We start from the raw sequence: 13,577 nt of genomic DNA, 5'->3' as shown, positions 1-13,577 counted from the left end.
AATATTATCCTTTAATTGCGCTCAACTGGCAGGCGTCTTCGTAGCGTTCAAGCACCAGACTGATATGGTCGAGCACCAGCGACAGGGCCGTCGCCGGCAGGGCCTGACGCAATACTTTGGAGTATTGCAGCGGCAGGTATTGGCTGATGAGTGGCAAAGGGATGGGGTCTTTGAGATTAAACAGCAGGGTGTCTATCGCCTGAGACAATTCCGGCCAGTAATAGCGAATACGGTCGCTGTAGCTGAATCCCAGTTGCCAGTCCCGCGCCAGTGGGTCGGTGTAAAAGTGCTGCCAGAATTTGGGGTCCGCCTGCATCTTGTCTTCGCACAGGGCTCTGAGTCCCGCGCGCTTCGCCTGGGGCACCAACAAGGCCTCGATATGGTCAAGGGCAAACAGCGCTTCGCGCAGGGCGAAGGTCAGTTCAGGCCCGACCTTGAGAATGGCGAAATGGTCCGCCACCAGCGACTTATAGTGTTCCGGCAATTGGTAATCGGTGGAATGCGCCTCGTACACCAAGCCGGGCTGGCGGCGGATAAAACGGCGCTGAGCATCCAGCAGGCTGCTGTTGTACTGATGTATGTCACTGTGGCCGAATTCCACCCCGGGCTGAACCACCAGGGCAATCACCCGCTGCCATACCTCATCACTGAGCCCGGCGGCGTCAAACGCCATTCTGTGGGCCGCAACGGTTTGCTCGATAGCCGGCACCGGGGTGACTTCCAGCGCATGCAGGCTGGCAACACCGCCGGGGGGCGGCACTTCGGTGCCAATCACGTAGCAAAGTGGCCGCCCGCAGGCAGCCTCCTCCGCCGCCTTGCAAAGGCGGGCAGCCCGCGCGGCAATCAGGCTATCGCCCAGAGGCTCGGCTTCACCCTGACAGCCCATGCTGGCATCGAGGTGGATTTTTTCAAAACCCGCTTTAACAAAGGCTCGCACCATGGCCTCGGCCTTATCCATGGCCTCATCGGCAGGCAGATGTTTCCAGACGACGGGGCCCAAATGATCGCCGCCAAAGAGCAGGCGTTCACGGGGCAGGCCTTCGGCCTCGGCCAGGGATTCGACAAAGCGGATAAAGTCGGCAGGCACCATGCCGGTGTATCCGCCAAATTGGTTAACCTGATTGGCCGTGGCCTCAATCAGCACGGGAGAGCCCGTCGCTACGCCGTGGCGCAGCGCGGCTCGCAGGACCAGCGGCTGTGCCGAGCAGACGGCAAAGATGCCCCGCTGCTCGCCACGCTTGTTGGCCTCAATAATGGATTTGAGTACCGACATCTGCTTACCCCACGATTCCCAGAGGCTTGGCACTCTGCCATACGCCACGGGTAAAGTCGGGGAAGTCGCGGGAATTACCGCGGTCAGCCACCGATTCGGCAGACAGAGGCTGCACCGCCGACCAGGCCGCACCGTCGTATACGTCCTGATCCAATGGCTCACCATTACGCAGGCAATAAATCATGCGCCAGCACATCAGGAAGTCCATGCCGCCATGGCCGCCGTTCTGCTCGGCTTCGCGGCCCATGCGGGTCCACAGCGGGTGATCGTATTTACCGTACCAGTGTTCCATGTCCTGATCCCACTCGTGGAAACTGCCGCGGCCATTGTTTTCCAGGGCGATACGGTTGGGGAATCCGGCAAAGACGCCATTGGTGCCCTGGATCAGGTTATGGCGGCTGTAGGGGCGCGGTGTGGTGGTATCGTGCTGCACCATGATGGTCCGGCCCTTAATGGTTTTGATAAGGCTGGTGTTCATGTCGCCGCAAATGTAGTTGAGCTGATTGCGCTGGTGATCTTTTGGAAACTCGCGCTGGGCATAGGCTGCGCGGCCAAGGGCCGGGGAGCTCATGGACGAGAGGTAGTCGAAGCGATCGCCACGGTTGATGTTCATGTACTGGGCAACCGGGCCAAGGCCGTGGGTGGGATACAGGTTACCATTGATTTGGGCATGGTAGCCGGTACGCCAGGAGCCGGTCTTGCGGTCCAGCTCTTTCATCTGCCAGCGAAGTTCATGGATGTACGCGGCCTCACCGTGGAGCAGCTCACCGAAGAGGCCCTGGCGCACCATATTCAGTACCATCAGTTCGTCGCGGCCGTAGCAGACGTTTTCCATCATCATGCAGTTGCGCTGGGTCAGCTCGGCGGTGTCCACCAGATCCCACAGCTCTTCGATGGTCATGCCCATGGGGACTTCCACAAAGGCGTGCTTACCGGCCAGCATGGCGGCTTTGGCCATGGGGTGATGCAGCGCCCAGGGCGTGGCAATGACCACTATGTCCACATCTTCGCGGGCCACCAGATCAAGATAGGCCTCTTGCCCCTTGCTGTAATAGGCAGGCTGACCACGGCCATAATCGGTCATGATTTTTTGGGCACGGGAGATAACCAGGGGATCCGTATCGCAGATGGCGGTAATGCGCGCGCCTTCGATGTTATTGAAGTGATGGATAAAACCCACACCACGCTCACCCACACCTATGAGGCCCACTCTCACTTCGGCCATCTTTGGCACCACCAGGCCCATCACGGACTTGCCCGCTGCCTTGGGTGTTACACTGCCGCCCTGCTGACTGGCACAACCCGCCAGCGCCGCTGCAGCCACAGATGCCATAGAGGCCTTCAAAAATCCACGACGATCGATTCCCGCCATTGTTCTCCCCTTAAATCGCTATTGAGTGCGTTCTACCAGGTGCAATTGCACCCCTTGTTTTTCGAGTGCCTGGGCGTAACGCTCAGGAATGCCTGTGTCTGTGACCAGCCTGTGTATGCGAAGCAACGGGCAGATCACGTGAAAGGCCTGCTGATCAAACTTGGATGAATCGGTCACCACTATGACCTCGGTGGCAATGTCCACCATCATCCGGTTCAGACAGGCTTCTTTCTCAAAATGGGTGGTCAGTCCGGCCTTCAAGTCGAAACCGTCCACACCGAGAATAAGTTTGTTGAAGTTGTAGTCACCCAGGCTCTTCTCGGCAGCGCTGCCATAAAAGGACATGGATTTTTTACGCAGCAGACCGCCGGTAAGCATCACGTCCACCGACTCGGACTTGGACAGCACAGAGGCAATGTTCAGCCCATTGGTCATCACGATAAGGTCATCGTGCTGCATCAGATGATGGGCGACCTGCTCTGTGGTGGTGCCCGAGTCCAGGAGCAACCTGTCACCGTTTTGCACCAGACTTGCCGCCGCCGCGCCCAACTCCCGTTTCAGTGCCGAGTAGCAACTGCCCTTTTCCTTGAGGGACAACTCGCGGCTGAGCTCGGTATTAACGATGGCGCCGCCGCGGGAGCGCACCAGCAACTGCTTTTGATCCAGGGTTGCCAGGTCGCTGCGAATGGTGACCTCTGACACCCCGAAGCGTGCCGACAGATCGCTCACCGACACCTTTCCCTGCTGTTGGGTCAGGCGCACGATTTCCTGTTGTCTCTCTATGGTGTTGAGAATGTTCATTTCGGTTATCCCATCATTTGCTCGAAAGCCTCAATGTATCACAGCGGATAAACTTTCAATAGGTTTCGATATCAGTCAAAGCGGCTTATTAATGCCATCAACCATTGAAATTCAGCGACTTAAGTTTAACTTTTGTGACCTTGCCGGCTTTCGATATCAATCAATATGCCTCCATTCGAAAGAAAATAAAAGCTATTTCACATTTTTTTGTTGATCAAAACACTTTTTTAACATTATATGTAAGCATTCGAAAGCCAATTAAGCCTTTTGTTATTTTCGAATAAGCCATAAGAACGAGTCACAAAAGCATCTGAATGGAGGGGAGAGCATGTCTTCTTTACGTACCCAAGTCGCCACTCTGGCGCTGGCGGTCAGCACCGCACTCTGGATAACACCTGTGTGCGCGGCCGAAGCCGAACAAACAACCAAAAACACCGAGGAAAAAGCCAAGCAAGCCGAAGAAGCCAAGGAAGAGGATGTTGAGCGTATTGCGGTTTACGGTATCCGCTCCAGCATCAAGGAGTCGATGTACCTCAAGCAAAACGCCACCAGCGTGGTGGATTTGGTGGTGGCCGATGACATAGGCAAATTCCCCGATGAAAACCTGGCCGAAGCCCTGCAGCGTATTCCCGGGATCACCATCACCCGCAACGGCGGTGAAGGACAAAACATTCTGGTGCGTGGTCTGGGCGCCGGTTATAACGTCACTACCCTCAACGGCCGTAAACTGGCGTCAGAATATGCGGGCCGTGACTTTAACTTTGATACCATCGCCTCTGAGCTGGTGAATGTGCTGGCGGTGTACAAGTCGCCCGAAGCCCGTCTCACCGAAGGTGGCATTGGCGCAATCGTCGACATTCAAACCCGCAAGCCGCTGGATCTGAATGGCTTTACCCTGCAGGCCTCCGCCAAGGGGATCCACGAGTCACGCACCGGCGACATCCATCCCCATGCCTCTTTCATCATTGGCGATCAGAATGATGATGGCAGCCTGGGCGCGCTCTTCTCTGCCGTGTATTCGAAAAAGACCCTGAGGGCCGACACCTATTCCGCTGACGGTTTCTTCGATGAAGACGAAGGCTGGGGCGTGGACAGTGCCGGGGTGCCCGTGGATGCCAACAACAATGGCACCATAGATGAGGGTGAAATCTTCGCCTCCAAAATTCCCAGCTACATGTACTTTGCCAACGCCCAGGACGTTCGTGAGCGCATCGGCTCTACCCTTGCCCTGCAGTGGCGCCCGAGCGATGACCTGACCCTGAGCCTGGATGGCCTCTTTTCCCGCTACAACACCGACGGTAACCGCTATCAGATTGGTTTTGTGAACTACGACGAGTCCTGGACGCCGGGCACGCCGCTGTTTACCGACGCCGAGTTCGACGATTTGGGCCGGGTGGTCAAGATGAAGCAGACCGGTGACAACACCATGGTGGAGCTGCTGAACATTTCAACCCCGCGCCAGACCGACACCTGGCAGCTGGGCCTGAATGCCGAGTGGCACCCCACTGACCAATGGTCTGTATACGCAGATGCGGCCTATTCCCAGGCCGAAAACAAAAACAAGGGCGATAACCGCTTCATCGTGGCCCGTGGTTTTGTAGACAGCATCGGCATCGACTACAGCACCGGCAACACCCTGCCGGATGTGGTGATAAGCCCGGCACTCACCTCTGATCAAACCTACGGCGCCCACTACAGCTACAACAGCGGTACCGGGGTAAAAGACAAGGTTAATGACCTTAAACTCGAAGCCATCTATGAACCCGAAGACAGCCTGGTGAGCAAGGTGCACTTTGGGGTGAACTATGTCAAACAGTCCAAGACCCAGAACGCCTATGGTTCCCGTAACCCCAGTCAGTTCAGTCGCGGCGGCTTTTATCTGACCCGCGACGGTTACGACTTTGCCCCGGGCCAGGTATTTACCCAGGGCGAATTTGAGCTGTTCCGCATTCCGGAAAACGTGTTTGTACCTGCCAACTTCGATAACTTCCTCGACGGGGAAAACAGCGTATCGCCAGACCCCTGGCCAAGCTTTGACTATGATGCCCTGCTGGCCTTTTACCGCTCCATCAATGCCGAGGCCGCCGACGCCAGTATAGTCGCGACCCAGAGCAAGTCCGGCAGCTATGAGGTATCTGAAGCCGTGACCTCGGCCTTCGTGCAGGTCACCCTGGAAGATGAGCTGTGGGAACTTCCTTACATGCTGAACCTGGGCCTGCGTGCCAGCCACACCCAGGTCGACTCCAGCGGTTTTGGCTATGACCTGTCCAAAGTGGTACTCGACAGCGCCGGCAACCCCAGCAACAACGACTGGCGCGCAGTGTTGCCGGTGGGACATGAAGGCAGTTACAGCAACGTGCTGCCGAGCCTGAACTTCCGCCTGAACCTGCAGGATGATTTGCTGTTGCGTGTCTCTGCCGCCCAAACCCTGAGCCGCCCATCCCTGTATGCCCTGCGTACCTGGGCCAATCCCGACTTCGTCAACCGCAAGGAAGGATTGCCGACCCTGAGCCGTGGTAACCCCGGCGTGAGTGCTGAAGAAGCCTATCAGGGCGATGTGACGCTGGAGTGGTACTACGGTGACAGCAGCTCACTGGCGGCCGGTGTGTTTGTGAAGGATATTCAATCCTTTATCGAAAACGATGAAAACGCCATGGAGGTAGAAGGCAACCTGTATATGGTCAATCAGCCTGAGTCAGGGGAGTATGGCGCCCTGATCACAGGGTACGAAGTGGCCTGGCAACAGTCACTGGAACAATGGCTGCCTTCACCCCTGGATGGTTTCGGCGTGCAGCTGAACTACACCTATGTGGACAGCGAATATGATGACCCGGCCCGCAAAGAGCAGAACCTGCCCTTCGCCGGTATGTCTGAAAACTCCTACAACGCAGTGCTCTACTACGAGAAGTACGGATTGCAGGGTCGTGTTGCCTACAACTGGCGCAGCAAATTCCTGGTTGACCCAGAAGCCTGGGGCGGTCCTGCCTGGATAAACGCATACGGCCAGCTGGATGCCAGCTTAAGCTATGCGCTGCTGGAAAACCTGACTGTGTTTGTTGAAGCCTCCAACCTTGGCAACGACCGTTACTCTGGCTATATCAAACGCCCCGATCAGGTGAACTACCTGGAGCGCTTCGGTACCCAAGTTGCCTTCGGTGTCAGGGGCAGCTTCTAACCCCCACAGCGTAAAAATGGCGGCCCCGGCCGCCATTTTTTATGCGCATCAATCGGCCTTTTGGGCCTTTTCATACTCCCGGCTCGCCTCATCCATGCGCGCCACAAAATCCGCCAACTCCTGCCCCGGAGTATGGGCAAACTGCTTGGTTTCGCACTCGAGGCTCACAATACGGTCGGCGCGAAAACTGCGAAAATCCCCCCGAAGTTCGCACCAGCCCAGCAGAGTCCAGGTGCCACGCCAGAAATAAATCGCCAGAGGCCTGAGACGCCGCTCTGTCACCTCATCCTTGGCATCCCGATAGCAAATCTGGCAATACCGCCGTTCTCTGGCGGCAATCCTGAGGGGGTCCAGAAATTGAAACTCGGCATCATCGAGATAAAAGTCCGGCGAAAACATCAGGGACTGCATGTCTTTCAGGCGATTTGGCAGTACGGCTTCAACCTTGATCAGCGCCTGGGTTGCCGCTTGCCCAAGGGCCTTGCCACCCCAGGTTTGCACCATACGAATGCCCACCTGAATCGCTTCCAGCTCCACCTCGTTGAACATCAGCGGCGGCACATTCACTTCCTGGCGCAGCAGGTAGCCAACACCGGCCTCCCCTTCGATGGGGATGCCAGAAAGACACAGATCCTGAATGTCCCGGTAGATGGTTCTTGGCGACACCGCCAGGCGCTCGGCAAGCTGCGCCGCCGTGGTCAGGCGTCTGTGCCTTAAGATTTGCACGATTTGAAACAGTCTGTCTGCGCGGCGCATACCCTATCCATGCAAGGGCAGGTACGCCAATGCGCCCGGCCCAAGCTCTTCTGTCATTGCTGGCTCAGTACCAAAATACCCATGCCTTTATGCCCAACATCGTCAGAGCGAGGGGCTCCACAGGCCGACAGTGTTGCCTTCGCTGTCGACAAACAGGGCTATGTAGCCACACTCGCCGCCCTTGATGCCCATGGGTGGCATGACGATTTGTACCTGGCTGTGTTCCAGTTTGCCCACCAGCGGGCCAAGATTATCTGTCAGATGCAGGTACAGACAGGCGCCACCCTGACCTGGCTTAAACTCGGGGTGTTTCATCAGGCCTATGGTGGCGGCCTTCTCATCGCTGCATTCGAGGATGGCGTATTCCACCTCATCCATGTCTTCCCGGCGAAAACTCACGCCAAACTGGGTTTGGTAGAAGGCGATGGCTCTTGCCATGTCACTGACAGCGATTTCGCCCCACACCAGGGGTTGAGTTGCTTGCATATCCCTATCTCCTTGTTGAGTAAACTTTATATATCAATGCTTTGAAGTAGATATTACTTCGCGCTTCATCGATAGAGTCAGCTTAATCCCCCCCTGCTGACAACATGGTGTCAGCAGGGTTTATCAGGAGTCGGATTTTTTCGGTGTCAGCGGGGCAAACTCGCCTGATGACCATCCACCAGCGCAGCCATCAGGGCATCCCCTTCTCGCTGGGCATCGGCCATGGCAATCCCATCTGCCATGGGCAATACCAGCTCGTAGTAGCATTTTATCTTGGGCTCGGTGCCCGATGGCCTGACTATCACCCGGGCACTGGAGCCCGGCGTGGCGGCAGATGCCCCCAAATGGTAAATGAGTACATCGCTCGCAGGCAGAGCTATTACCTCTTCCCGGCCATCGGCATAGACTTTACGCAGGTGCTTTAAGTCTTCCCGGGCTACCACAGGCCGCCTGTCTATCTCGGTTGGCGGATTCTCCCTGAGCCAGGCACCTATGTCCGGCGTCCCTTCCCCAAGGGCAATGCTCACCTGTCGGTTTACATAAAGCCCATGGCGGCGATAGAGCCGCTCCAGCGCCGCCCACACATCCTGGCCTTCGGCCAGAAGCTCCGCCGCCAGATTGGCAAAACACAGCTGGGCGCTGATGCCGTCTTTATCCCACACCAGATTGCCCACGGTGTAACCCAGGGCCTCTTCATAGGCAAACAGAAACGGCTGCTGCGGGGTTTCCAGCTGCTGCGCCGTGTTCATCAGCCACTTAAAGCCGGTGAGTGTGGTGTAGCTGCGGGCACCATAATGGGCGGCAATGGCGTGCAGAAGCGCCGACGAGACTATGGTATTGCCCACCAGGGGCACGCCTGCACCTTGCCAATGGGACAGCAGATAATCACACAATAAGGCGCCTGTTTGATCCCCGGACAGCATCCGATACCCGCCATCACTCTGGCGGACCGCCAGCGCGAACCGGTCGGCGTCCGGGTCGTTGGCACAGGCCAGCATGGCGCCCTTGTCACTGGCCTCATGGATAACCATATCCATGGCGCCCGGCTCCTCAGGATTGGGGAAGTTCACCGTGGGGAAATTTCCATCGGGCTCGCGCTGGGCCGCCACGCTGTATACCTGGCTGAAACCCGCATCCCTGAGCACCCGCTCGGCCATGGGCGCACCGACCCCATGCATCGCGGTATAGGCAATCCCCAGATTGGCACGCCCGGCCTGACTTTCACCGGCGGGATGCAGCAGTGGCGAATGTAATATGGCGCGGCGATAGCGCTCAAAAAAATCATCCTGCAAAAACGAAAGCCGCCCCTGTTTTACCGCTTCGGGCTCAGGCATCCAGGGCAGTTCGAGATTGGCAGCCCGGTCGATGCAGGCCGCGATGCCGGCGTCGTGGGGCGGAATAATCTGCGCGCCGTTTTCCCAATACACCTTATAGCCGTTGTATTTGGGCGGATTATGGCTGGCGGTGACCACAATCCCGGCGGCGGCTTCGAAGTGTTTTACGCCAAAGGCCACCAGCGGCGTGGGGGCAACATGGCTGGTCAGGCGCACTTTAAAGCCCATGGCGCTGAGCACGCAGGCCGCATCGTGGGCAAATACCCGTGAGTCATGGCGGCCATCAAAGCCAATAACCAATCCCCGACGCTTGGCATCCTTGAGTTGTGCTTCGAGATAAGCGCCCAGACCGGCACTGGTTTCGCGCACCAACAGGCGATTCATGCCCATGGGGCCCGGACCGACAATGCCGCGAATTCCGGCGGTACCAAAGGCCAGTCTGCCACCGAAGGCGGCTTCGAGCGCCTTGTCATCCCCTGCCGCCACCAAAGCCTCCAGTGCGGTGCGGCTTTTGGCATCGGGATCCCTTGCCAACCAGTTTTTTACCTTGAATGCGAGCTGGGTATCCATAACCTCTCCTTGTGCCACCCGGTGACCTTACCGTCACCCTAACCTGTGCCAAGCGCTCCAATACAGACCCGATAAGCGGCAAAAAAACCGCTGTCAGGCTCAGCCTGATATCTGGATACGGGCGCTTCCTCTTGAAACCACAATAGGCACTCAGCCATGAGCACTCAAGCAAATTTGCAGTTTGCGCCGCGATACCAGACATAAAAAAACGCGGCCCCACAGGGAGACCGCGCCTTTAATGTCAAGCAGTTACAGCTTAAAGATGTTGTCTTTACTGTCTCTGTCCACCAGCTTCACGAAGGGGTCAACGCCGACGTAGCTTGGGGCTTTATCCAGCTCAAAGGACAACTGATTGTCGCCGGATTTGAGTGGATGTTTCTCCAGCAAAAGCACCTGCTCTTCCGAGTCAATGCTGTCAGGGTCGGCAGCAAAGAGCCCTATATCCACCCGCTCATTGAAGGCCTCTTCCTGCTCCTTGCCTTCATTGTCGGCCTTGAGCAGCCCGGCATGGATATCCAGATCCACCCGCACCTTGCCGTTCTCAAGCTCGGTGATCCTGGCATCGGTCAGGCGCAAATCATAGAGCTTGATGTCTCTGAAAGCACTGTCCACAAACGCCAGCTCGTCATCATCGAGGCCTTGCTTCAGGTACGAAAGCAAATCCAGGGTGGTTGGGAAGGGGTCGGCACGATAACGATAGCGCTCGAGGAAGGCGGCAAGATTGGCATTAAGCTTCTCTTCACCCACCATGTCCTTAATGGCCATCATCACCACAGACCCTTTCTGGTAATGGATGTACTGCTGATTTTCACTGCGCAGCAGCGGCATCTCGCCAATACGCTCACCGCCGCGGCCGCGCAGGTAGCGGTCAAGCTCGTAGCGCAGGAACTTCCTGAGCATATGGGCGCCGTATTTCTTTTCCATCACCATCAGGGCGGCATACTGCGACAGGCTTTCGGAAATCACCGCACTGCCCTGCACATCGGCGGCACCGACCTGATGGCCCCACCACTGGTGAGCGACCTCGTGGGCAGTCACGTAGTACACAGGGTCAATCTTGTCGGGATCCCTGAGGTCGGTAATAAAGCCGATTCGCTCAGAGTAAGGCACTGTGTTGGCAAAGCTCTGGGCAAAGGAGCGGTATCCCGGAAACTCCATAATCCGCAGCTGACGATGCTGATAAGGACCAAAGGCCTCACTGAAATAGTCGATGGAATCCCGCACCGATTCCACCATGCGGTCAACGTTCCAGGGATGGTCGGGGTGATAATACACCTCGATGTTAATGCCCTTGTACTGCTCCTTTTTCACCTCAAAACGGCCAGACACGATGGCGAAGAAATTCACCATGGGGCTGTCCATTTTGTAGTGGAAGAAGTTGCGACCATTTTCCTGCCATGCCCTGGTCAGGTAACCCGGAACCAGCGCCGTTTGGTCACCCGCGGTGGACACCGTGGCTTCAAAGTCAACAAAGCTGCCCTGGGGACCAAAGAAGTTGACCTGATGGAAACGTTCGTCTTCGAGTTTGTTGGCTCTGTCCTTGGGAGGCAGACCACGCTTTTCGCGCTCGTGTCTGTCGAGCAGTTCGGCATCACTCTGGTAGCCAAAGGCTGGCAACAATTCGAAGTTATTGATGAAGGTGCCGTTTTCGACCAGGGTCAGGTCGAAGTTGTTTTCGGCAATCCCCGCGTTTTCACGCACCAGGCTTATCTCACCCGCTACGTCGGCGCCATTGGCAATGGGTGTATCAAACACCAACCAGGCCACCGGCAGGGATTCATCCTCATCGGTTAAACGGGCACCGGGAATATCAAACTTCAGCGACGCCCTGTTGGTATGCTCCGGCAGGCTCACCAACATGCGGGAGATAGGTTCGCCGCTGCGGTTTTGCCAACGCATCTCGACACGTGCCTTCAGGCGGCGCTCGCCGGGGTAGATATCGAAGTGACCCTTTACACTCACAGGTGACAACACGGGCGCATCGGCGTACTGACGATAGCGCTTTTCGTATTCGGCCTGGCTGTCGGTCATCTCATCAGGAATACGATAGTCGTTGACCACTGTGGTTTGGTAAAAGAGATAAGCCCCCATCCCCGCAAATACCGCCACCGAGGCAAACGCCAGCACGCGGCCGCCGTTGCCGAGCTGATATTTCAGCAGGCCCAAACGGTGCCTGAGCCCCACTTCCGGGCCACGACGATATAAGCCGAACGCGAGCAGGAACAGCAGCACGGAGAAAGCGCCCCAGTACAGCATATACAGGGCATGGCTTTGCAACGACCAGCCGTAACCGTTCATGTCGGAGTATGGTAAGGTGGGTGAGCTGGCAAAGTTATTCAGGCTGTGACCAAAACCCCAGCTGGCCAGGATCAGGCTGAGGACGTAATAGCCCACGTACAGCCCCATACCGGCATACTTATTGGGTGCCAATACCTGGAAGAAAAATGCCAGCACCGCCGACATCATCAGGGGCAGCAAAATCATAAAGCCCAAACGGATGGCGTATTGCGACAGCTCCAGGTTCATCTGCCCCTTGATAAGCTGGAATACAATGGTGGTCAGCATGGCAATCAGATACAGAATCACCATCACCAGCGACAAGGCCACGAACTTGGAGCTCAGGAACACCCGATTGGACACCGGCAGGCTGTCGATGATGTCGCCCATGCCGGTGCTGCGCTCACGCCAGACGATTTCACCGCAGTAAAACACCAGGATGATGACCATCAAAAGGCCGGTGGAACCCAAAATCAGATCCACCATGTCCTGGGTCAGTGGCCAGTTGCTGGTGCCATACCAATTCAGGTCCCCGGCAATCATGGGCCCGAGCAGGTTAAAGATACTCAGGGCACCCAGGATGTAGAAAGGCGCCGTAAAGAGTACCTGCTTGACCTCAAAACGCACCCGGGTCCAGAACTGGGCGCTGCCACTGATAGTGGGTGTGCGCACCAACGCCGACAATGGCGGCATCACAGGCACCTTGTAGGCGCGCTGCTTTTTCCCTTCGGTGCGGCGGGTTAAGGATGGCTGACGGTGCAAACCACTGATAGCCAGAATAAAAGCGGTAATACTGAGCCAGAGAACCCGGTTTTGCAGCATCAGGCCCTCAAGGCCCATGCTGATGGTGTTTTTCTCGGCAATGGTCCAGTAGCGCGCCACCTGGCTGTAGGTGCGAAGCGCGAAAGGATCGAGTAAGGCCGCAATCTCACGGTACTGTGGTTGGCTTGCCAGTTGCCCGGCCAAACCATAGAGAATAAATACCGCCACCGCAGTCAGGTACAGGGCCATCATGGAGCGGAACTTCTGCGCCATGGCGTAGAAGAGAGCCGACAAAAACAGCAGACTTGGCATCACCAGCAGCAACATGGGCTTGAGGTAAAACCAGAGGGAGATGTCCCCAAAACGGCTGGAATCCACCCAGGGCATCAAAGAACCTAGCAAATGCCCAAGTGGCGCCAGGGTAAACAGAGTCATGACCACCAGCGCGCTGCCCGCAAAGCGGCCAAGCTGATAGCCTATTGGCGACAGCGGCTTAACATAAAGCAGCTCTTCCATCAGGCATTGCTGGTTACGTACCGCCGTGCTGCCAACGAAATTCACCACAGCAAACATGGCGATCACCCCGGTGATGAGCAGGGTCTGGCCGATGGCAAAGGGACTGTTTTTTAAGACTTCACCGCCACTGCCGATTTGGACGTTATCGGTTGCGGTGGCAAAAAAGCACACCAGAAACAACAACATCCCAACCACGTAAAAGGACGGCTGACGCAAATAGTAGCGCCATTCAAAGGAGAGTGTGTGTAAAAACAT

General features: G+C 56.7%; 8 protein-coding genes. 1 reads left to right on the top strand and 7 read right to left on the bottom strand.

Annotation, left to right across the window (positions count from 1 at the left end; genetic code table 11):
- Nucleotides 1-4 precede the first annotated feature (4 nt).
- From K0H79_RS06115 to agaR, 3 genes are read right to left on the bottom strand one after another with little or no spacing between them, the layout of a single operon-like run.
- Nucleotides 5-1,273 carry a class II D-tagatose-bisphosphate aldolase, non-catalytic subunit gene (locus tag K0H79_RS06115; protein WP_220077661.1) on the bottom strand — a complete coding sequence of 423 codons (1,269 nt, stop codon included), beginning with the start codon at nt 1,271-1,273 and terminating at the stop codon, nt 5-7.
- A gap of 4 nt (nt 1,274-1,277) precedes the next feature.
- Entirely contained in the window at nt 1,278-2,645 is a 1,368-nt protein-coding gene (locus tag K0H79_RS06110) for a Gfo/Idh/MocA family protein (RefSeq protein WP_220077660.1), read from the bottom strand.
- Between the two features lie 18 nt (nt 2,646-2,663).
- Entirely contained in the window at nt 2,664-3,446 is a 783-nt protein-coding gene (agaR, locus tag K0H79_RS06105) for a transcriptional repressor AgaR (RefSeq protein ID WP_220067233.1), read from the bottom strand.
- Nucleotides 3,447-3,774: 328 nt separating this feature from the next.
- Here agaR and K0H79_RS06100 point away from each other — a divergent pair, with 328 nt between their 5' ends.
- Complete coding sequence (locus K0H79_RS06100) at nt 3,775-6,621, top strand: TonB-dependent receptor (protein WP_220077659.1); 2,847 nt, start codon at nt 3,775-3,777, stop codon at nt 6,619-6,621.
- Between the two features lie 48 nt (nt 6,622-6,669).
- Here K0H79_RS06100 and K0H79_RS06095 read toward each other — a convergent pair whose 3' ends face one another.
- The 4 genes from K0H79_RS06095 to K0H79_RS06080 form a co-directional block, all read right to left on the bottom strand.
- Nucleotides 6,670-7,377, bottom strand: a complete 708-nt coding sequence (locus K0H79_RS06095) for a YafY family protein (RefSeq protein WP_220077658.1) — start codon at nt 7,375-7,377, stop codon at nt 6,670-6,672.
- Nucleotides 7,378-7,479: 102 nt separating this feature from the next.
- Nucleotides 7,480-7,863 (bottom strand): VOC family protein, encoded by a 384-nt coding sequence (locus tag K0H79_RS06090; protein WP_220067230.1) that lies wholly within the window; start codon nt 7,861-7,863, stop codon nt 7,480-7,482.
- Nucleotides 7,864-8,009: 146 nt separating this feature from the next.
- Nucleotides 8,010-9,767: a phospho-sugar mutase gene (locus K0H79_RS06085; RefSeq protein ID WP_220077657.1), complete on the bottom strand. Its 1,758-nt coding sequence runs from the start codon at nt 9,765-9,767 to the stop codon at nt 8,010-8,012.
- 249 nt (nt 9,768-10,016) lie between these two features.
- The gene (locus tag K0H79_RS06080; protein ID WP_220077656.1) at nt 10,017-13,577 is read right to left on the bottom strand and encodes a M1 family aminopeptidase; all 3,561 of its coding nucleotides are present in this window, start codon (nt 13,575-13,577) and stop codon (nt 10,017-10,019) included.

This window comes from Shewanella sp. FJAT-52076, assembly GCF_019457455.1.
GTDB lineage: Bacteria > Pseudomonadota > Gammaproteobacteria > Enterobacterales > Shewanellaceae > Shewanella > Shewanella zhangzhouensis.
Note: the sequence above shows the minus strand (reverse complement) of the source record. Positions and strands in the feature narration are given on the sequence as shown.

Bases quoted from the DNA above. Each gene is read 5' to 3' on its own strand.
- K0H79_RS06115 (WP_220077661.1), bottom strand. From the start codon at position 1,273: ATGTCGGTACTCAAATCCATTATTGAGGCCAACAAGCGTGGCGAGCAG.
- K0H79_RS06110 (WP_220077660.1), bottom strand. From the start codon at position 2,645: ATGGCGGGAATCGATCGTCGTGGATTTTTGAAGGCCTCTATGGCATCT.
- agaR (WP_220067233.1), bottom strand. From the start codon at position 3,446: ATGAACATTCTCAACACCATAGAGAGACAACAGGAAATCGTGCGCCTG.
- K0H79_RS06100 (WP_220077659.1), top strand. From the start codon at position 3,775: ATGTCTTCTTTACGTACCCAAGTCGCCACTCTGGCGCTGGCGGTCAGC.
- K0H79_RS06095 (WP_220077658.1), bottom strand. From the start codon at position 7,377: ATGCGCCGCGCAGACAGACTGTTTCAAATCGTGCAAATCTTAAGGCAC.
- K0H79_RS06090 (WP_220067230.1), bottom strand. From the start codon at position 7,863: ATGCAAGCAACTCAACCCCTGGTGTGGGGCGAAATCGCTGTCAGTGAC.
- K0H79_RS06085 (WP_220077657.1), bottom strand. From the start codon at position 9,767: ATGGATACCCAGCTCGCATTCAAGGTAAAAAACTGGTTGGCAAGGGAT.
- K0H79_RS06080 (WP_220077656.1), bottom strand. From the start codon at position 13,577: ATGTTTTTACACACACTCTCCTTTGAATGGCGCTACTATTTGCGTCAG.